Origin of the sequence: Limnobacter litoralis, assembly GCF_030160455.1 — a bacterium.
Classification (GTDB): domain Bacteria; phylum Pseudomonadota; class Gammaproteobacteria; order Burkholderiales; family Burkholderiaceae_B; genus Limnobacter; species Limnobacter litoralis.
The window spans coordinates 253,266-271,996 of record NZ_BSOJ01000006.1 but is presented as its reverse complement, the minus strand read 5'-3'; the positions used below and the strand labels follow the sequence as shown (position 1 = coordinate 271,996).

The following is an 18,731-nucleotide window of genomic DNA, read 5'->3' as shown; positions in this document are numbered from 1 at the left end:
ATGGACGACAGCAAAACAGTCATTCTTCGGGCACCTCACAGGGCTGCGCCCACATGCGACACCGCCCAGACACTGCCCATCGGCTTTGTACTGCACGACTTTGAAATTCGAGGAGTCTTGGGGGTGGGTGGTTTCGGCATCGTCTATCGGGCTTGGGACATCAGCCTGGAACGCGAGGTCGCGCTGAAAGAATATCTTCCGGCCACACTTGCACTTCGACACCCGGGCGGCAGCATTCAACCTCGTTCAGACAAAGACCGAGACACCTTCGAAACCGGCCTGGGCAGCTTCATGAATGAAGCCAAACTGCTTGCACAGTTCGATCATCCGGCGCTGGTCAAGGTATACCGGTTCTGGGCAGAGCACGGCACTGCTTACATGGTAATGCCCTTGTACAAAGGGCAAACACTGAAGGCCATGCTTGAACAACGCGCGGGCACCCTGTCCGAGCGCGAAATTCTCGACATACTCATACCCATCGCTCAAGCACTGGGCGTCATGCACGAGAAGCAATGTATTCACCGTGACATTTCGCCAGAAAACGTCATCATTCAGACACCGGACCAACAACCCGTATTGCTTGACTTTGGCGCCGCGCGCCGCACCATCGGGGAAATGAACGAAGCACTGACAGTGATCCTGAAAGCCAGCTACGCACCGGTGGAACAATACGCTGAAATACCGGGTTTGAAACAAGGCCCATGGACCGATGTGTACGCGCTGGCCAGCGTTGCGCACTGGATGCTGACGGGCAAAGTGCCGCCCTCGGCCATGGGTAGAATGGTTAAGGACAACTACCTCCGCCTGACGGAGCAGACCCTACCCTATTCAAACCACTTGTTACAAGCCATCGACCGAGCGCTGGCGGTCAAACCTGAAGACCGCACCGTGAGCATGGAACAGTTTGTGTTGGACATTACGGCCAATGAAGCGCCCACATCTGCAAAATTCAACGAAATGACATCAAGACCGCGCCGCAAAACAGTGTTGCTGGTCGCAAGTTTCGTGATCCTGTGCCTGCTCAGTTTTGCTGCAACCCGACTGGTGCCGCACTGGATATTGCAGAGGCAACCGCTTCATGGCAAAAAGCCATCCCCAGCCGCCGGCAGGAAACCCCAGGCAGCGCCCCGTCCAGCAAGCCAAACCTTGCCTCCCTCGGCGACAGCTGTTCGCCCCCAAGAACAGTTGCCCGAATTCGACGCCTTTCGACGAATCATTAACGGACTAACCCACGGCGAGGAACTGACGGCACGCGCCACAAGCCCCACGCTGACCATCGGGAAAAGCCATCTGAATTTCACGGTGCAATCACTACTCAGTGGCTATGTCACCGTGTATGTGTTCACCACCGATGGCAATCTGGTGCAGCTCATCCCGAACAAGCGCACCCCCCGGTTGTTTCTGGCCGCAGGTCAATCGCTGTCCTTACCACCGGCCAATGACCCCCTTGACACCACGGGCCCTGCCGGCAAAGACGAGTTTCTCGTTCTTGTTTCCACTGAGCCGCGCAAATACGACGCGCTGCAAATGACCGACCTGTACGGGTTTGGTCTGGTTCAAAGGCTGAACGCCACTCCGGAAAACCTGATTGGTCAACCAGAGTGTGTGAACCGTGCAGACTGCGAAAACCGTTACACAGCCGCCTGGTTTGCTGTGCGTGAAGTGCCCTGAACCCAGCGGGCCGCTACGACAATCGCCAAGGCGGTGGCCAGATAAAACACCACCTGAATGCCTGACGGCTCTGGGTCATAACCAACCAGCACATGCAACATCGCGCCCGGCAGGGAATCCAGCGAAAGCAACCAGGAGGTGTCCCACAAAGGCGTGACCAGTGTCGGCAACAAGTCAGCCTGCACCAAAAACCGCGCCATCTGACTGGACAAGCCGGCCGCCAGCAAAACCAGTAAAACACCGGTCACCGAGAAAAACCATTTGAGCGGGATTTTCACCAAACCCGCGTACAGCAGGCAACCCAGTATGCCACCGGTCAAAATGCCGGCGAACGCGCCCATCAGCATCTGAACCGGGCCCTGATCACTGGCACTTGAAATGCCCTGAAGGAACATCACACTCTCAGCCCCTTCGCGCAACACGGTCAAGGCAATAAGCACCACGATGGCGGACAAACCGACCGCGCCATCACGAACACCCGCACCGACCTTCTTGGCCTGTCCCGCCAGTTCGGCCCCGTGTGAGCGCATCCAGATGTGGTGCCAGGCCAGCATGCACACTGCAATGCCCAACACCATGGCATTGAACAGCTCCTGACCCAAACCGTCTGCCATGTTGGCAAGTTGCCCCATGACAGCGGCAAGCAGCACCGAGCCGACCAGACCGAGACCCACGCCCATCCACAGCGCACGGCCGCGGCCGAATACCCCGCGCGTTGCGGCGGCCACAATACCAAGAATCAAGGCCGCTTCCAGGGTTTCACGAAAAAGTATGATTGCAGCTGCCAACATGATTTACTCCGCGATCAACACGCCCTTGGCCGTGGCTTCATTGAATTCGCCAAAAAATTCGTAACGACCGGGTTTCAAGGGACCCACATGGATGATCGCCTTCGAGCGCCCCGCGATCACTTTCTCGCGCTTCAGGGAATGGCTTTCGAACTCCTCGGGAGTGGGGTCCTGATTGTCCACAGTCAGTTTGATTTTCTGACCGGCAGGCACCTTGAGCTCCGAAGGCGTGAAAAGATGATCCTTGATGGTCAAGGTGAACTCATTGCTGGCTGCTGAAGCCCAAGTTGACACGCAGAGCAGGGAGGCCAGAAGAATGCTGTTTTTCATGATGATTGAATTGAGTTAGTAGTAACGCAAATGGTAATTGTTTGCATTTACTAACACAAGCTAATAATCCTGAAGACACACAATCAAATCGGCGGGTACTTGCTAGGCGGAGATGGAAACGGGGTTGGACGACCCCAGCGGCAGTTCAGCAATCGGCGGCGCAATGAGCCGCGGAACCGGATTGAACAACACGGAAAATACCGAGGGCAACCATTCCGCCACCTGACTTCGACATTCTGGTGAAAGCGCATGGAAGCGTTGCCGCAAACGCTGGATGCGGCAGGCATCGTGACAGGCATCGGCTTGTCGTTCAGTTCATCCAACCGGCAATTCCACAGTCTGGCGATCCATTCCTGTACCGCAGGCGCCCGGTTTTTGAGAATTCGGGCTGGCGTGGGGTCACTGAAGAAATGTCTGAACATCGGGCCGAACAGGCCATAGTCTGCCAACGTGGGGCGCTGACCAAAAACAAAAGACTGTGACGCCAAAACAGGTTCCAATGCGTCAAGCAACTGAATATAGTGCGACAACAGTCGTTGAACTGTGCGCGAAGTGCAACCCGCGCGCTTGAGAAAGAGATTGCGCTGGCGACGGAGAATCGCCCAGCGCTTAAGGGGATTGGGAACCGCAAGATCACCCAGTACCGAGTCGGCCAATTGGGCACTGACGAGTCTGGCATCGTTCAGATGACTCCAACGGTGGCAGACTGAGGACCGTTTGACCCATTCGTCCCCGAAATCTTCAAGCAATTGCGCCATGAATTGCATGAAGGGGTCTGTCAAGGTCACCGTGTTGTGCGCGTAAAGCTTTTCCAGGTATTCAATAATCAAGGTGGTTCGGTCAACCACTGACCTGCACCCCACTCCACCTGGGGCATTTGCGCCACTCCGGTGGCCTTCGCACAGCGCTTGTAATCGCGATAGTCCATGGGGACAAGGCGATACACAATGCCCTTGTTTCGCAGATATCCCTCCAGCTTTCCGGTGCTGGATGACACCTCCAAACCATGCATATTCAAAACACCGCCGGACCATCCTGCTGTAGAAATCACCGAGGGTTTGCCCATTTGTCACCTTGAATTGATCAACGACACCGTCAGCAAGGGGGTTACTAAACCCGGCAAACACAGCCACCACACCAGGATACGCCATTTGATTTTGATTTAACGCCAAAATATACAGTGTGTCAATTTACTATTTTGGGGGGGCTATCCCCAGCCCTACAAATCTGCTTGAATGTGTCACAATCCGGTTTGGACCAACAAATAGACAACAATGACCGAAGCAATCAGAAAGTCGGGAAAACGCCATTACCTGGACAAGGACGCCCGAAAAAAGCAGTTGATTGAACAGGCAGCCGATTTGGTAGAAGGCAAAGGATGGGCCGTACTCAACATGAGTGCGCTGGCCGATCACGCCAAAGTCAGTCGGCAATTGGTGTATCAGCATTTTCCCAACCTGGATGGGCTCTTGGTTGAAACCGCCCGCCACATTTTCATGGAAACCATGATGATGTCTCAAGCTGCAATCATGGGTCATCAGGGCAACATTCGCGACGCAGTGCGCGCCGCAGGCATGGTGTCACTCGACCTACCGCAAGGCAGGGGTGACGCACTTTGGCAGCTGATCGCGGGCATGAATTACGGATCCGAAGCGCTGGAAAAACTCCGCATGCGCATTCGTGAACTGATTTTAAGCCTCTGGGTACCCCTGTTCCAGAAAACCTATGAGATGGAAGAAACCTCCGCACGCAGCCTGGTGTGGATGCTGATCATCGCCTTTTGGGGGTTGCGTCAAATGGTGCGCGACGGCATGGTCAGCCGTGAGCAAGCCATGGATGAAATGGACCGTGTGGTGAAAGCAGTGCTGTAAGCCAGCGACGTGCTTTACACCACACCCGCGCCGTGTGCTTGCTGGTCCGCGTGGTAGCTGGATCGAACCAAAGCCCCGACAGCCGCGTGGGTAAAGCCCATTTCATAGGCTTTTTCTTCAAACACCCTGAAAGTGTCAGGGTGTACATAGCGGCGCACGGGCAAGTGATGCCCAGACGGTGCCAGATACTGGCCGATGGTCAGCATGTCCACATCGTGATCACGCAGGTCTTGCATGGTTTGAAGAATTTCCTCATCGGTTTCACCCAAACCGACCATGATTCCGCTTTTGGTGGGTACATCCGGATGTGAGGTCTTGAAATCTTTCAGAAGCTTCAAGGAGTGGTGATAGTCTGACCCGGGGCGTGCTTCTTTGTACAAACGGGGCACGGTTTCCAGATTGTGGTTCATCACGTCCGGAGGGGCGGCATTCAAAATTCCGATGGCCCGATCCAGGCGCCCCCGAAAATCGGGTACCAGAATTTCAATGCGGGTATTGGGTGAAAGTTCTCGGGTTTTCTGAATGCAATCCACAAAATGACCGGCACCGCCGTCGCGCAAATCATCCCGATCCACCGAGGTAATCACCACGTAAGTCAGCCGCAAAGCAGCAATGGTTTTTGCAAGGTTCAGGGGCTCGTTCACATCCAGCGGATCGGGCCGACCATGACCCACGTCGCAAAACGGACAACGGCGCGTGCACTTGTCACCCATGATCATGAAGGTGGCTGTGCCCTTGCCAAAACATTCCCCGATGTTGGGGCACGAGGCCTCTTCGCACACCGTGTGCAGCTTGTGTTCGCGAAGAATTTCCTTGATTTCATAAAAACGTGTGGACGGCGAGCCTGCCTTGACCCGAATCCAACTTGGCTTTTTCAGTTGTTCGGCAGGCACGATCTTGATTGGAATGCGCGCCGTTTTGGCAGCGGCCTTCTGTTTGACGGTGGGATCGGCCACATCATTCACTTCACGGGCAACGACGGGCTTGGTATCTTGGCTGGACACGGAACAGACTCCTTGCCTTGGGGTACAAGGCTTATTGCGGGTTTGCGGCGGATCGCGCGGCTTCAAGTTGGCAAACCAGATTTTTCACAAGGTGCGTTTGCATTTCATTAAATGAAATTTTAACACCTGTGCTGGCAATGTCCACCGTTTCAAGTCCGCGATATCCACATGGGTTGATTTGCAAAAACGGTGAAAGATCCATGTCCACATTCAAAGACAGGCCATGATAGGTACAGCCCTTGCGCACCTTGATGCCCAGCGCCGCTATTTTGGCCAGCTCACCGCCGCCCGGAATGTAAACTCCAGGTGCACCCGGTTTGCGTTGCGCGCCGGCCACACCCACTTCGTCCAGTGTGTCGATGATCACTTGCTCCAGCAAGTGCACATATTCACGCACACGCAAGCCATGACGATGCAGGTTGATCAGGGGGTACAGCACAATCTGGCCTGGGCCATGGTAGGTGATCTGGCCGCCCCGGTCCGACTGCACCAAGGGGATGTCACCGGCGTTGAGCAAATGCGCAGGATCTCCCGCCAAACCCAGCGTAAAAACCGGATTGTGCTCAACCACCCAGAGTTCATCCTCGGTTTCATCGGTGCGGCTCTCGGTAAAATTGCGCATGGCCTGAAACACCTGCAAGTAGTCGGCACGGCCCAAGTGTTGTATGTTCATGATGTCGTCTGTGTTCAACCTGTTACAAAACGAGTGGTGCAAACATGTCCAACGAATCCTACGAATGGTTTGACATTCCTGCGGGCCTGGGCCGTTCCATGGCCTCGCTGCTCGGCTTGTCAAAGATCCCGATCGTTGAACTGGATGACTCACATCGCCCTCTCATTCTTGCACATTTGCTTGCACTCAGCCCTGAGGATCGACGTTTGAGATTCAGTCATTCCCTCAGCGATTCTGGCATTGCGAAATATCTGGACGGCATCGATTTCTCGACAGACTCCATGTTCGGCATTTTTGGCCGTGAATCGGAACTGCTGGGCGTTGTGCACCTGGGGGTACTGAATCAGAAACCAGACGGCACGCCCTGCGAAGAGGGAGAGGACTGCCCGAAAGCGGCTGAATTGGGCATATCGCTGCTGGCGCAAGCCCGTGGGCACGGACTGGGTACACTGCTTTTTCAACGGGCTTTGAAAAGAGCCCGCAATGAAGGCGTTGAGCTGTTGTTCATCCACACGCTGCTGGAGAACCAGCCCATGCGTCGAATCGCCCAGAAACTGAACATGCAGATCAGCAATGCTGGGGGTGAGACCGAGGCCTACCTTCAGGTCAACCCGGCCAGCACTACCTCAAAAATTCGGGAGTATCTGGATGAACATCTGGCCGACTTTGACCTGATGTTCAAGGCACAGCTCAACCAGTTCAAACGCTGGGCAGACGAGCTGTAACACGGGCTTTCTAGAAATGACCGGTTTTGAAGAAAAGGGTGCACCCTTGCGGCCCGGCCTTGATTTGGCTCTGATTGCGGGGGCTGCGGATCCAGGTGTACTGGGTGTATTCACCGCAGTCGTCTGAATAGCTGCCCCCTAGAACCAGCACTTCCTTGCCGTTGGGCCTGGCGTTGAAGGTAAAGCCGGCATGGGGATCAAGCCTGACAAACACCGAGTATTCGTCCTTGAAAGCCGACAGCACCATGACAGAAGAGCCGCTGCTGTGACCAGGATGCCACAGGTCGTCATTGAGGCTTCGAACAACCTGAAGTGAATCGTCAGGCTGCATGTACATCAGCTTCACGAAGATCAGACACCCACCCGCCGAGCGCGGTGCATGCGCACTACCCACCGGGTTTTTGAGATAGGACCCGGCAGGGTATTGGGCATGCTCATCTTCAAACACACCCTCCAGCACCACGATTTCTTCACCGCCAGGGTGTTGGTGCAAAGGAAATTCGCAACCAGGATCGTAACGAACGATGGACGTGGCCTTGGCCAACTCCTCGCCCTTGCGCTCGAGCATTTTGCGATGCACACCGGCACTGGGTGAAGGCACCCAAGGCACTGCATCCGCTTCGATGACGACTCGTTGGGAATAATCCTGATTCAACTGCATTTTGACACTTTTTAACAAACAACACGGATTTTAACGCTGGGACCAATCTGAAAGCATACAACCCGACCTGGAAAAAAATCAGGCTCCGGCCACACCGAACAAATGGCCGATCAAGGCAGTCAACGCCATGGCGGCAGCGCCCCAAAAGGCAACGCGAAACGTAGATCGACCCACCGGCGCACCACCCGCATTGGCTGACAAGACCCCCAGCACGATCAGCCCGACCAGCGAACCCACACTGACCACCCATTGCGCGGAATTACCCGGTGCAAGGATGGCCAGCAGGATGGGCAGAAAAGCCCCCGCAGAAAATGTGAGCGCAGAGGTGAAAGCCGCCTGCACTGGCTGCGCCGATGCCACGTCGGTGATGCCGAGTTCATCGCGCAAATGCGCGCCAAGGGCGTCGTGGGCCATCATCTGGGTGGCCACCTGGCTGGCCAGGTTTTCATCCAGACCCCGATTCATGTAGATGTGGGTAAGTTCCTGATGCTCATGCTCCGGGTGCTCTTCAAGCTCCTTGCGCTCTTTGGCCAGGTCCGCCTGTTCGGTGTCCGATTGTGAACTGACCGACACGTATTCGCCAGCCGCCATGGACATGGCACCGGCCACAAGACCCGCCACGCCGGAAAGCAAAACATTGGCGAGTGATGTACCCGACGCAGCCACCCCGACCATCAAGCTGGCTGTGGACACAATGCCATCGTTGGCACCCAGCACCGCGGCCCGAAGCCAGCCGATTCGGTGCACACGGTGATTTTCGTGATGTCGTCTTCTCATGAACTGCCCGGAAAACACCCTTACATGGAACGGCGGTATTGACCACCCACCTCGAACAGGGCCTGTGTAATTTGACCCAAAGAGCATACACGAACCGCGTCCATCAGGACAGCAAACACGTTTTCGCCCTCCATGGCAGCGCGTTTGAGGCGCTCCAGCATGGGGCCAGACTGCTGCGCATGCCGCTGCTGAAATTCAGCCAGCCGTTGAAGCTGTGACTGCTTTTCGTCCTCGGTGGCCCGCGCCAATTCCAGTGAATCGGTGGTGTTGTCTTGCCCGTTGGGCGACGTAAAGGTGTTCACCCCGATCACCGGCAAGGTGCCATCGTGCTTCAGGATCTCATAGTGCATGGATTCTTCCTGAATCTTGCTGCGCTGATAACCCGTTTCCATGGCACCCAGCACACCGCCGCGCTCACTGATGCGCTCCAGTTCGGTGAGTACGGCCTCTTCCACCAGCTCTGTCAATTCGTCGATGACAAACGAGCCCTGGTTTGGGTTTTCATTTTTGGCCAATCCCCATTCGCGGTTGATGATCAACTGAATGGCCAGGGCACGACGCACGCTTTCTTCAGTGGGCGTGGTCACCGCCTCGTCATAGGCGTTGGTGTGCAAGCTGTTGCAGTGGTCGTAGATGGCAATCAGAGCCTGCAGGGTGGTGCGAATGTCATTGAATGAAATTTCCTGCGCATGCAGGCTGCGGCCGCTGGTCTGAATGTGGTACTTCAACTTTTGGCTGCGTTCGCTGGCGCCGTATTTCTCGCGCATGGCCACCGCCCAGATGCGTCTGGCCACGCGGCCAAGCACGGTGTATTCCGGGTCCATGCCGTTGCTGAAGAAAAAGCTCAGGTTGGGCGCAAAATCGTCGATGTGCATGCCCCGGGCCAGATAGGCCTCCACAAAGGTGAATCCATTGCTGAGTGTAAACGCCAGTTGTGAAATGGGATTCGCACCCGCTTCGGCAATGTGATAGCCACTGATGGACACACTGTAGAAGTTACGCACGTGATGGTCGATGAAATACTGCTGAATATCCCCCATCACCCGCAGGCTGAACTCGGTCGAGAAAATGCAGGTGTTTTGGCCTTGGTCTTCTTTCAGGATGTCTGCCTGAACCGTGCCGCGCACGGCCTTCAGGGTGTCCGCCTTGATGCGTGCGTATTCTTCCTCAGTAGGCTTGCGCTTGTGTTCCGCCTCAAAACGCACCAACTGCTGATCGATCGCGGTGTTCATGAACATGGCCAGAATGGTGGGTGCCGGGCCATTGATGGTCATGGACACGCTGGTGGAAGGTGCGCACAGGTCAAACCCGTCGTACAGGGTTTTCATGTCGTCCAGCGTGGCCACAGACACGCCACTGGTGCCCACCTTGCCGTAGATGTCGGGGCGCAAGTCAGGGTCGAAACCATACAGCGTGACCGAATCAAATGCCGTTGAAAGTCGCTTGGCCTCGCTTTGCGCTGACAGCAGCTTGAAGCGTCGGTTGGTTCGCGCTGGATCACCCTCGCCCGCAAACATTCGGGTCGGGTCTTCATTGTCGCGTTTCAGCGGAAATACGCCAGCAGTAAACGGAAAATAACCGGGCAGGTTTTCCAGCATGACAAATCGCAAAAGGTCAGCACGGCTGGTGAAACGAGGCAGACTGATGCGGCGAATCGGGTTGCCGCTGAGCGTGGTGCTGACCAATGGGGCCTCCAGGGTTTTGCCCCGCACCTCGTAACGCAGCACATCGCCCTGGTAACTGCTGGCCAGTTGATCGTAGGCCTTCAAGGCCTCTTCGGCATTTCGTGGCAATTGGCTCAAGCTGCCATCGACCAAATCCCCCAAAGCCTCGACTGCTTTGGTTTTGTCCGGATTGGCTTTCTCCAGAAGGCTACGCGCGCGTTGCAGGCATTCCAGGTCGTACATGGCGGCCACCGCCTTTTGAACGCCCAATTTGTATTGGCGAACGGCCTGCGCAATGTCAGCCAAATAACGGCTACGCTCGGCTGGAACCACCATGTGCAGGGTGGTGGAATGGCGGGTTTGAATGCCCTTAAACAGCCCCAGAGGGTGCGCCCAGGCGTTAAGCGACTGCGCCACTTTGCCTGCAACCAAACCCCGCAGCGCCTCGTAGAGGGCGCTGACCCCGTCGTCGTTGAACCGACTGGCCAGCGTACCAAACACGGGCATGGAATCTGGCGACTCATTGAATGCAATGCGATTGCGCTGAACCTGCTTTCGGACATCCCGAAGTGCGTCCAGCGCGCCCTTGCGGTCGAATTTGTTCACCGCCACCAAGTCTGCAAAATCGAGCATGTCGATCTTTTCCAACTGGCTGGCTGCACCGTACTCGGGGGTCATCACATAGAGACTGAAATCCACGTGCGGCACGATGGCGGCGTCACCCTGACCAATACCCGGGGTTTCAACAATCACCATGTCAAACTGGCTCGCCTTGCACAAGGCAATCACGTCGGGCAGGTTTTCAGGCACTTCCTGTGCTGAATCGCGGGTGGCCAGAGACCGCATAAGGACGCGCGCACCCTTGGACCAGGGGCCGATGGCATTCATGCGAATCCGGTCACCCAGCAGCGCGCCGCCCGTCTTGCGACGGGAGGGGTCCACACACACCACAGCAATGCGCATTTCATCGTCGTGATCCATGCGCAAGCGTCGAATCAATTCATCGGTCAAACTGGACTTGCCTGCCCCGCCTGTGCCGGTAATGCCCAACACGGGCACCACGCTTTGACTGGCTGCGTGGCGAATCATGGCCAAGGCAGAATCAGGCAGTTTGCCCCCCTCAATGGCAGTGATCAGACGGGTCAACCCACGCCAATCCAGCGCGGCAAGTGCATCCGCATCCGTGGGGCACATCGCAGCTTCCCGCTGGTCACGTGCGTGGGCGGCCCGGGCGATCATGTCACCAATCATGCCTTCCAGACCCATTTTCTGACCATCCTGGGGGCTGTAGATGCGGTTGACGCCATAGGCCTGCAAGGCTTGTATTTCGGAGGGCAGAATCACGCCACCACCGCCGCCAAACACCTGAATGTGTCCGGCATCACGGGCGCGCAATTCATCAACCATGTACTTGAAAAACTCGTTGTGACCGCCTTGGTAGGAGCTGACCGCCAAGCCATCTGCGTCTTCTTGAATGGCGGCGTCAACCAGTTCCTGAACGGACCGGTTGTGCCCCAGATGAACCACCTCGGCACCCTGTGCCTGCAACAAGCGGCGAATCATGTTAATGGCCGCGTCATGGCCGTCAAAAAGGGATGAACCGGTTACAAATCGGATTGGGGTGGTGGTCTTTTCACGAAGGTGATTGCTCACCTCCTTTTGACTGATCTTCATGGGTCTCCTCGTGTACTGCTTTTTGATTGTTGTTATTTGATTCTAACTGATCCATTCCTCTTGCAAAAACAATCACCAACAAAAGGAAGGAGAGGAGCAAGACACTTGAAATGAGACCGTAAGTCAGGGGCACGCCAAACAGCGTGAACTTGAAAAAGGGGGGAACCAGAACCACGCCCAGAATCAGCGCAATCCAAATGGACAACAGACGAAATGTCAAACGTCGCACCCGAGCCCAGTACTCCGAACTGGTGTGGTGCGGCGTCTTCATTTCAGGGCCTGAACCGGTAGACAGCCAAGGTGCTTCGCAAAGCACCCAGCCACTGTACAGGCTGCCCGTTTAAAAAAAGCACCTTGCCGGTGATTTGGAAACCGGTTTGAGTGACAAGTGCCTCGAAGTCTTTCACCGTACACAGGTGAATGTTGGGCGTGTTGTACCACTCGTAAGGCATTTGTTTGGACACGGGCATGCGACCCAAGGCGATGGACCAGATGTGATACCAATGGCCAAAATTGGGGAAAGAGACAATGCCTTCTTTGCCAACACGTGCGATCTCTCGCAAAATGCGCTCGGTGTTGTGCATGGCCTGAAGGGTTTGAGACAGAATGACCACATCAAACGCATGGTCCTCAAACATCGCCAGTCCCGCCTCCAGGTCTTGCTGGATCACGTTCACGCCATTGCGTACGCAGGCGTGCACTTTGACATCGTCAATTTCAACCCCGTAGCCAGTGGCCTTGCGGGTTTGCTGCAGACGGGCCAGAAAAGCACCGTCGCCACAGCCCAGGTCGAGTACCCGCGCGCCTTCAGGAATCCACGATTCAATCAGATCCAGATCGGCACGTGGCACTGTGATGGGCAAGGGCGTTTGATCGACTCGAACGGTCTGCAGGTTTCTCATGACAGCTCCTGCGCAATGCGGTCAAAGTAGCTGCGCAACACATTGTGATAGCGGGCATCCGTCAGCAAAAATGCATCATGTCCGTGCGGCGCGTCAATTTCAGCGTAAGTGACATCGCGCTGGTTGGCCATCAAGGCTTCAACAATTTCTCGGGTTCGTTCCGGTGCAAAACGCCAGTCTGTTGTGAACGACACCAGCAAAAACCGGGCTTTGGCGATTGCAAGCGCTGCTTTCAGGTTGCCGCCGTGGTGGCGTGCAGGGTCGAAGTAATCGAGTGCCTTGGTAATCAGCACATAGGTGTTGGCGTCAAAGTAATCGGCAAATTTGTCACCCTGGTACTGCAGGTAGGACTCCACCTGGAAGTCTCCGCCCAAATCATATTTGTAATTGTCACCCTGCAGGGTTCGGCCGAACTTTTCGGCCATGTCATCGCCCGACAGGTAAGTGATGTGGCCAATCATGCGGGCCAGTCGTAAACCCCGCTTGGGAACCACGCCATGGGCGTAGTAGTCGCCACCATGAAAATCGGGGTCAGTGACAATGGCCTGACGCGCCACTTCGTTGAAAGCGATGTTTTGTGCGGACAATTTGGGCGTAGAAGCAACCACCATGCAATGGCCTACACGATCCGGAAAGCTCAGGCTCCATTGAAGCGCCTGCATGCCGCCAAGGCTGCCGCCAATGACTGCCGCAAATTTTTGAATGCCGAGCCGGTCGGCCAAACGGGCTTGGGTTTGCACCCAGTCGTTGACCGTCACAATCGGGAAGCTGGCGCCAAAGGGTTTGCCCGTTTCCGGATTGATGGAGCTGGGCCCTGTGGAACCGAAACAGGATCCCAGGTTGTTCACCCCGATGACGAAAAACCGATTGGTGTCCAGAGGCTTGCCCGGGCCAACGAGGTTGTCCCACCAGCCCGCGCTCTTCTCTTGTCCGGCGTAGTGGCCCGCCACGTGGTGAGACGCGTTCAGCGCGTGACACACCAGCACCGCATTGCTTTTGTCGGCATTCAGCTTGCCATAGGTTTCCACCATCAGATCGTAGCGTGGCAACACGCGACCGCAGTCCAGCGTGATTGCTTCCTCAAAGGAATGCAACACGGGTTCAACAAAACCGACAGAATGCGGATCAGACACCATGGAAATGCGACTTCAAAGCGGGAATCAGGCCAACAGTATAATTACTCTTCAAGGAGTTCACGCATCACCTGTTCAATTTTGTCGGGATCGAAGCCCCGAACGATGCGTTTGACCAGTTTCTGGGTGGCGTCGAAATCGGTTTTAAGCAGCAGCTCCTTGACGTCCAGCAGCTGGGCTGGATGCATGGAATACTGTGTCAAACCCATGCCAAGCAACAGACGGGTCAGACGAATGTCGCCCGCCATTTCGCCACACACGCTGACGGAGGCCTGCGCCTTGTTGGCGGCCTGAATCACCTCATACACCAGTCGAAGTATGGCTGGGTGAAGCGGATCGTACAAATGCGCCACCTGATGATCGACCCGATCAACCGCCAGCACATATTGAATCAGGTCATTGGTGCCGATGGATACGAAATCCAGGTATTTCAAAAAATAGGGCATGCTGAGCGCCACAGCCGGCACTTCCACCATGCCTCCCACTGGCACGGGCTCACCCAGTTGGAACCGTCGTTCGAGCAGTTGTTCACGCGCCATGTCGATGTAAGTCAGTGCCTGCTGCGTTTCCTGAAGGTTGGTCAGCATTGGCAACAAAACCTTGACAGGCCCGTATTTGGAGGCGCGCAGCAGGGCGCGAATCTGAGTCAGAAAGATGGCAGGTTCAGACAGGCTGAAGCGGATTGACCTCAAACCCAACGCAGAATTGCTGGACGCAGGCGGACTGTTGGCACTGTCGAACTGAAGGGTTTTGTCTGCCCCCAAATCCAGCGTACGCACGGTCACCGGCTTGCCTTTCATGGCCTTGATGACTTTGCGATAGGCCTCAAACTGCTCGTCTTCCGACGGCCATTCCTTGCGATTCATGAACAGAAACTCGGATCGGAACAAGCCGACGCCATCGGCCCCAACGTCCACCACACTGGACACGTCCTCGGGCAATTCAATGTTCGCCATCAATTCAATGCGTCGCCCGCACTGGGTTTTGGCCTCAGAATTTTTGAGGCGCTTCAGACGCTGGCGCGACAGAGTCAGAATGGCTTGCTTGCGCTGGTATTCATCAATGACGGATTGAGTGGGGTCCAGGAAAATGGCGCCCACCTTGCCATCCACCACCACCAGGTCACCGTTGTGTACATACTCCAAGGCACGCGGAATACCCACCACCGCCGGAATACCGAGGCTGCGGGCCACAATTGCCGTGTGGGAAGTGGAGCCCCCCACTTCCGTGACAAAAGCACCCACCCTGCGACCCTTCAATTGAACCATGTCCGCCGGTGAGATGTCGTGGGCCACGATCAGCCAGGGGTCTTCCGAATCGCCCTCTGGGGGCAATGGCAGCGAGGTGGCATGACCCCGCAGCGACTTCAAGACCCGCTCCACCACCTGTCGCACGTCGGCATTGCGCTCACGAAAATACTCGTCTTCAATGCTGGAAAACTGTTCAAGCAACACCTCCATTTGCTCCAGCAGCGCCCATTCGGCGTTGATCAGTTTGCTCTGAATCAGTGCCTTGGGCTCTTCGCTGAGAATGGGGTCTTCAAGAATAAGACGGTGCAAATTGAGTAGCGCATCAAATTCTGCAGGCGACTCGGTGGTGAGGTTGGCACGCAACTCGCCGAGCTCAGAAGTGACTCGATTGACTGCATTGTCAAAACGCTTTTTCTCGAAGCGGACCGACTTTTTGTCGATGCGGTTTCGAGGCACGTCCTTGAGTGCACTGTCCCAGACCAGCGCCCGGCTAAGCGCGATTCCGCGGGACACAGCGATGCCATGCAAGGCAAGCGTCATTCTTGAATGCTCCTTGTCTGAGGGGCCTTTTCAGGCCTTCTTGTCTTTTTGGGGCGAGGGCCTATTCGCCTTCGCCGAATTTGTTTTCGATCAGCTCGATCAGCGCGGCCACTGCGTCCTGCTCATCAGCACCTTCAGCTTCAAGGGTTACGGTGTGGCCCTTGCCTGCGGCCAGCATCATTACACCCATAATGCTTTTGGCATTGACCTTGCGGCCAGCCTTGGAAATCCAGATTTCAGACTGGAAGCGGCTTGCAGTTTGCGTCAGCTTGACCGAAGCCCGAGCATGCAAACCCAATTTATTGCTGATGCTGATTTCTTGCTGAATCATCGCTTTCTGCCGGGTTAAAGGTTTGTCGTTGCGGTGCCGTCGCACCAGTGCTCACTATGCCATTTCGACCGCCCATCACCAAGCGTTCAGCCACCTGCGACACGGAAAGTTCGCGAAAACCCAACGCGCGCACCAGCATCGGCAAATTCACGCCGGACACCAGCACAGTGGAAACTTCGGTCAACTCGGAACCCGCGCGAACAGCGGCATTGGAGGGTGTAGCCCCAAACAGATCGGTCAGAAACACCACACCACTGCCCGAGTTCACCTTCAACGCCTGTTCACGCACGCGCGCCACAGTGTGTTCAACGTCTTCAGCCGCAGGCACGTTGACGGCAACCAAACCCTCGGGAACGCTGCCCATGACATGTCGAATGCAATCCAGCATGGCGTCGGCCAGTGTTTCATGCATGACCAGCACCAGCCCCAACATGTCAAACAACCCCGGGCACGCGACCGACTGCCTTCTCAATGGCTTTGACAAAGGTGTCAGCCACCGGAAAGCCGGTCTGGTCCATGATTTCACGGAAACAGGTCGGGCTGGTTACATTCACTTCGGTCAGGTTGTTGCCAATGACATCCAGGCCGACCAGCATCAAACCTCGGGATTGAACCACAGGCCCAATGGCGTGGGCAATTTCAAGATCAGTGGGGCTCAATGGCTGGGCACGACCCGTACCACCGGCGGCCAGGTTACCCCGATGCTCGCCCTCTTTGGGAAGGCGTGCCAAGGCGTAAGGCACGGGTTGACCGTCGATCAGCAAAATGCGCTTGTCACCGTCCACAATTTCAGGAATGTAACGCTGGATCATGGCGGTTCGACTGCCGTGATCGGTCAAGGTTTCAAGAATAACGCCAATGTTCTGATCGCCCTTTTTCAGGCGGAAAATGGAAGACCCACCCATGCCATCCAGTGGCTTGACGATTGCATCGGGGTAGTGTTCAACAAATTCGCGCAACTGGCCCGGGTTGCGAGACACCAGGGTGGGCACCACAAAACGGGAGAATTGCGCAATGGTGAATTTTTCGTTGTGATCGCGAATGGCGCTGGGTTTGTTGAATACGCGAGCACCTTCGCGCTCAGCCTGCTCGAGCAACCAGGTGGACGCCACAAACTCGGCAGTGAAGGGTGGATCCTTGCGCATGATGATCGCACTGAGGTCTTTCAGCTTGACTTCTTCACGACCCAGTTCGGAGTACCAGGGCTTTTGACTGCGATCGACGTGAATCCAGATCACGGTTGCGCACACGCCTTGATCAAGCGACCACCAGAGACCACCGTCTTCAATGACGCCGACTTTCCAGGCGCGGGATTGCGCCGATTCCATCATGGCGATCGACGAGTCCTTTTTCGGGTTCAGGCTTTTGAGTGGGTCAATGACGCACACAAACGACTGTGTACTCATGCAGCCAGCTCCACATTGGGCACGGTTTCCAGTTCATGAGAAGCCGCCAGTGCAGCCAATCGTGCAATGACGCCATAGGCATAAAACCGGTTGACCGCGGCGTCGGGCCTGTCGCTGCAATCCGGGGTGTTGCAGGGTGACTCAAAGGCCAGCGGTACAAAGTGCATGCCCGGGGCGTTCAGGTTTTCATCGCGCCCACGACCCGTGTGCACCCGGTAAAAGCCACCCACCACATAGCGATCGATCATGTACACCACGGGTTCGGCCACGGCGTCGTCGATGCTCTCAAAGGTGTGCACGCCTTCCTGAATGATGACGTCAGACACCTGCAATCCTTCCTTGACAACGGACATCTTGTTGCGCTGCTTGCGATTCAGACCCACCACCTCGGAGGCGTCCTTCACGGTCATGATGCCCATGCCATAAGTGCCCGCGTCGGCTTTTACCACCACATAAGGTTGCTCGCTGATGCCATATTGCGCGTATTTCTCACGCGTTTTGCCCAACACCTCGTCCACGGCGGCCGCCAAATCCTCTTCACCCACGCGCTCATGGAAATTCAATTGATTTCGATGGGCGAAGTAAGGGTTGATCAACCAAGGGTCGATCTCCAGCATCTGGGCAAAACTGTCGACCACGCGATTGTAGGCCGCAAAGTGGGCGCTTTTGCGACGAGTGGCCCAGCCTGCGTGCAAAGGCGGTAACAGCACCTGCCCATCCAGATTTTGCAGAATGGGCGGCACGCCCGCAGACAGGTCGTTGTTCAGCAACACGGCGCAAGGGTCCAGGCCCTCCACACCCACGCGATTGCCACGACGCACCAAGGGCTCCAGCAAGAGGGATTGTCCATCCGGCAATTCGAAGCGGGTCGGCTCAGTAATTTCATCGGACACAGAGCCCAAACGGACGTTGAGCCCGGTCTGTTTCAGGATGGAGGCCAATCGAGCCACGTTGGTCAGGTAGAACGTGTTGCGGGTGTGTCGCTCTGGAATCAGCACCATGCTTTTTGCATCAGGGCAGATTTTTTCAACAGCGCTCATGGCCGCCTGGATGGCCAGAGGCATCATCTCGGGGGCCAGGTTGTTGAAGCCACCAGGAAACAGGTTGGTGTCCACAGGTGCCAGCTTGAACCCCGCATTTCTGACATCCACCGAACTGTAAAACGGTGGGGTGCTTTCTGCCCAAGCCAGGCGAAACCAGCGCTCAATCTCGGTGGTTTTGTCCAGCATGCGCTTTTCAAGATCCAGCAGGGGGCCATTCAATGCGGTTACAAGATGAGGGACCATCAAACTTCCTGATTTAAAACACTAACGCTAGTGTAATCGAAATCA

Annotated in this window: 20 protein-coding genes; 3 read left to right on the top strand and 17 right to left on the bottom strand. The window is 55.9% G+C overall.

The features are described from left to right. A complete protein-coding gene (locus tag QQJ87_RS02780; RefSeq protein ID WP_284279803.1) occupies positions 1-1,671 on the top strand; it encodes a serine/threonine-protein kinase in 1,671 nt (556 codons plus the stop codon). Here the strand turns inward: QQJ87_RS02780 and QQJ87_RS02775 are convergent. The 4 genes from QQJ87_RS02775 to QQJ87_RS02760 form a co-directional block, all read right to left on the bottom strand. Continuing rightward, complete coding sequence (locus tag QQJ87_RS02775) at positions 1,632-2,462, bottom strand: FTR1 family iron permease (RefSeq protein WP_284279802.1); 831 nt, start codon at positions 2,460-2,462, stop codon at positions 1,632-1,634. The two genes, QQJ87_RS02780 and QQJ87_RS02775, sit on opposite strands and share 40 nt — an antisense overlap. 3 nt (positions 2,463-2,465) lie before the next feature. Continuing rightward, entirely contained in the window at positions 2,466-2,789 is a 324-nt protein-coding gene (locus QQJ87_RS02770) for a cupredoxin domain-containing protein (RefSeq protein ID WP_284279801.1), read from the bottom strand. Positions 2,790-2,872: 83 nt separating this feature from the next. After that, entirely contained in the window at positions 2,873-3,637 is a 765-nt protein-coding gene (locus QQJ87_RS02765) for a glutathione S-transferase C-terminal domain-containing protein (protein ID WP_284279800.1), read from the bottom strand. Next, the gene (locus tag QQJ87_RS02760) at positions 3,616-3,855 is read right to left on the bottom strand and encodes a hypothetical protein (RefSeq protein ID WP_284279799.1); all 240 of its coding nucleotides are present in this window, start codon (positions 3,853-3,855) and stop codon (positions 3,616-3,618) included. The genes QQJ87_RS02765 and QQJ87_RS02760 overlap by 22 nt, the downstream gene beginning before the upstream one ends. Positions 3,856-4,063: 208 nt before the next feature. Here QQJ87_RS02760 and QQJ87_RS02755 point away from each other — a divergent pair, with 208 nt between their 5' ends. Then, the gene (locus tag QQJ87_RS02755; RefSeq protein WP_284279798.1) at positions 4,064-4,660 is read left to right on the top strand and encodes a TetR/AcrR family transcriptional regulator; all 597 of its coding nucleotides are present in this window, start codon (positions 4,064-4,066) and stop codon (positions 4,658-4,660) included. 14 nt (positions 4,661-4,674) lie between these two features. On the opposite strand, the gene lipA is transcribed toward QQJ87_RS02755, so the two are convergent. Both lipA and lipB read right to left on the bottom strand, forming a co-directional pair. Next, positions 4,675-5,664, bottom strand: a complete 990-nt coding sequence (gene lipA / locus QQJ87_RS02750) for a lipoyl synthase (protein WP_284279797.1) — start codon at positions 5,662-5,664, stop codon at positions 4,675-4,677. 31 nt (positions 5,665-5,695) lie between these two features. Beyond that, positions 5,696-6,337, bottom strand: coding sequence for a lipoyl(octanoyl) transferase LipB (lipB, locus tag QQJ87_RS02745; protein WP_284279796.1), 642 nt, complete (start codon positions 6,335-6,337; stop codon positions 5,696-5,698). A 44-nt stretch (positions 6,338-6,381) separates the two neighbouring features. On the opposite strand from lipB, the gene QQJ87_RS02740 reads away from it, so the two are divergent. Further along, positions 6,382-7,062, top strand: a complete 681-nt coding sequence (locus QQJ87_RS02740; protein WP_284279795.1) for a GNAT family N-acetyltransferase — start codon at positions 6,382-6,384, stop codon at positions 7,060-7,062. 10 nt (positions 7,063-7,072) lie between these two features. Here the strand turns inward: QQJ87_RS02740 and QQJ87_RS02735 are convergent, their stop codons facing one another. The 11 genes from QQJ87_RS02735 to gshA all read right to left on the bottom strand — a co-directional run bounded on the left by QQJ87_RS02735 (position 7,073) and on the right by gshA (position 18,686). Further along, positions 7,073-7,723, bottom strand: coding sequence for a cupin domain-containing protein (locus QQJ87_RS02735; protein WP_284279794.1), 651 nt, complete (start codon positions 7,721-7,723; stop codon positions 7,073-7,075). 78 nt (positions 7,724-7,801) lie between these two features. Beyond that, complete coding sequence (locus tag QQJ87_RS02730; RefSeq protein ID WP_284279793.1) at positions 7,802-8,500, bottom strand: VIT1/CCC1 transporter family protein; 699 nt, start codon at positions 8,498-8,500, stop codon at positions 7,802-7,804. Positions 8,501-8,520: 20 nt separating this feature from the next. Further along, positions 8,521-11,838: a fused isobutyryl-CoA mutase/GTPase IcmF gene (gene icmF, locus QQJ87_RS02725; RefSeq protein WP_284279792.1), complete on the bottom strand. Its 3,318-nt coding sequence runs from the start codon at positions 11,836-11,838 to the stop codon at positions 8,521-8,523. After that, entirely contained in the window at positions 11,798-12,109 is a 312-nt protein-coding gene (locus tag QQJ87_RS02720) for a sodium/substrate symporter small subunit (RefSeq protein ID WP_284279791.1), read from the bottom strand. The genes icmF and QQJ87_RS02720 overlap by 41 nt, the downstream gene beginning before the upstream one ends. Position 12,110: 1 nt before the next feature. Then, complete coding sequence (gene metW / locus QQJ87_RS02715) at positions 12,111-12,740, bottom strand: methionine biosynthesis protein MetW (RefSeq protein ID WP_284279790.1); 630 nt, start codon at positions 12,738-12,740, stop codon at positions 12,111-12,113. Then, the gene (gene metX, locus QQJ87_RS02710) at positions 12,737-13,876 is read right to left on the bottom strand and encodes a homoserine O-succinyltransferase MetX (RefSeq protein WP_431310065.1); all 1,140 of its coding nucleotides are present in this window, start codon (positions 13,874-13,876) and stop codon (positions 12,737-12,739) included. Before metX ends, metW begins: the two co-directional genes overlap by 4 nt. 41 nt (positions 13,877-13,917) lie before the next feature. Beyond that, positions 13,918-15,663: a phosphoenolpyruvate--protein phosphotransferase gene (ptsP, locus tag QQJ87_RS02705; protein ID WP_284279789.1), complete on the bottom strand. Its 1,746-nt coding sequence runs from the start codon at positions 15,661-15,663 to the stop codon at positions 13,918-13,920. 61 nt (positions 15,664-15,724) lie between these two features. Next, positions 15,725-15,994 carry an HPr family phosphocarrier protein gene (locus tag QQJ87_RS02700; protein WP_284279788.1) on the bottom strand — a complete coding sequence of 90 codons (270 nt, stop codon included), beginning with the start codon at positions 15,992-15,994 and terminating at the stop codon, positions 15,725-15,727. Further along, on the bottom strand, positions 15,963-16,427 hold the full coding sequence (locus QQJ87_RS02695; RefSeq protein ID WP_284279787.1) for a PTS sugar transporter subunit IIA: 465 nt from the start codon (positions 16,425-16,427) through the stop codon (positions 15,963-15,965). The genes QQJ87_RS02700 and QQJ87_RS02695 overlap by 32 nt, the downstream gene beginning before the upstream one ends. 1 nt (position 16,428) lies before the next feature. Next, complete coding sequence (gene gshB, locus QQJ87_RS02690; protein ID WP_284279786.1) at positions 16,429-17,400, bottom strand: glutathione synthase; 972 nt, start codon at positions 17,398-17,400, stop codon at positions 16,429-16,431. Beyond that, a complete protein-coding gene (gene gshA, locus QQJ87_RS02685) occupies positions 17,397-18,686 on the bottom strand; it encodes a glutamate--cysteine ligase (RefSeq protein WP_284279785.1) in 1,290 nt (429 codons plus the stop codon). Before gshA ends, gshB begins: the two co-directional genes overlap by 4 nt. Between the last annotated feature and the right edge of the window lie 45 nt (positions 18,687-18,731).

Coding starts and splice junctions, on each gene's coding strand:
- gshA (WP_284279785.1), bottom strand. CDS start 18,686: ATGGTCCCTCATCTTGTAACCGCATTGAATGGCCCCCTGCTGGATCTT.
- QQJ87_RS02735 (WP_284279794.1), bottom strand. CDS start 7,723: ATGCAGTTGAATCAGGATTATTCCCAACGAGTCGTCATCGAAGCGGAT.
- QQJ87_RS02730 (WP_284279793.1), bottom strand. CDS start 8,500: ATGAGAAGACGACATCACGAAAATCACCGTGTGCACCGAATCGGCTGG.
- QQJ87_RS02780 (WP_284279803.1), top strand. CDS start 1: ATGGACGACAGCAAAACAGTCATTCTTCGGGCACCTCACAGGGCTGCG.
- QQJ87_RS02770 (WP_284279801.1), bottom strand. CDS start 2,789: ATGAAAAACAGCATTCTTCTGGCCTCCCTGCTCTGCGTGTCAACTTGG.
- icmF (WP_284279792.1), bottom strand. CDS start 11,838: ATGAAGATCAGTCAAAAGGAGGTGAGCAATCACCTTCGTGAAAAGACC.
- QQJ87_RS02740 (WP_284279795.1), top strand. CDS start 6,382: ATGTCCAACGAATCCTACGAATGGTTTGACATTCCTGCGGGCCTGGGC.
- QQJ87_RS02775 (WP_284279802.1), bottom strand. CDS start 2,462: ATGTTGGCAGCTGCAATCATACTTTTTCGTGAAACCCTGGAAGCGGCC.
- QQJ87_RS02755 (WP_284279798.1), top strand. CDS start 4,064: ATGACCGAAGCAATCAGAAAGTCGGGAAAACGCCATTACCTGGACAAG.
- metX (WP_431310065.1), bottom strand. CDS start 13,876: ATGGTGTCTGATCCGCATTCTGTCGGTTTTGTTGAACCCGTGTTGCAT.
- ptsP (WP_284279789.1), bottom strand. CDS start 15,663: ATGACGCTTGCCTTGCATGGCATCGCTGTGTCCCGCGGAATCGCGCTT.
- QQJ87_RS02720 (WP_284279791.1), bottom strand. CDS start 12,109: ATGAAGACGCCGCACCACACCAGTTCGGAGTACTGGGCTCGGGTGCGA.
- gshB (WP_284279786.1), bottom strand. CDS start 17,400: ATGAGTACACAGTCGTTTGTGTGCGTCATTGACCCACTCAAAAGCCTG.
- QQJ87_RS02760 (WP_284279799.1), bottom strand. CDS start 3,855: ATGGGCAAACCCTCGGTGATTTCTACAGCAGGATGGTCCGGCGGTGTT.
- QQJ87_RS02700 (WP_284279788.1), bottom strand. CDS start 15,994: ATGATTCAGCAAGAAATCAGCATCAGCAATAAATTGGGTTTGCATGCT.
- QQJ87_RS02695 (WP_284279787.1), bottom strand. CDS start 16,427: ATGTTGGGGCTGGTGCTGGTCATGCATGAAACACTGGCCGACGCCATG.
- lipB (WP_284279796.1), bottom strand. CDS start 6,337: ATGAACATACAACACTTGGGCCGTGCCGACTACTTGCAGGTGTTTCAG.
- metW (WP_284279790.1), bottom strand. CDS start 12,740: ATGAGAAACCTGCAGACCGTTCGAGTCGATCAAACGCCCTTGCCCATC.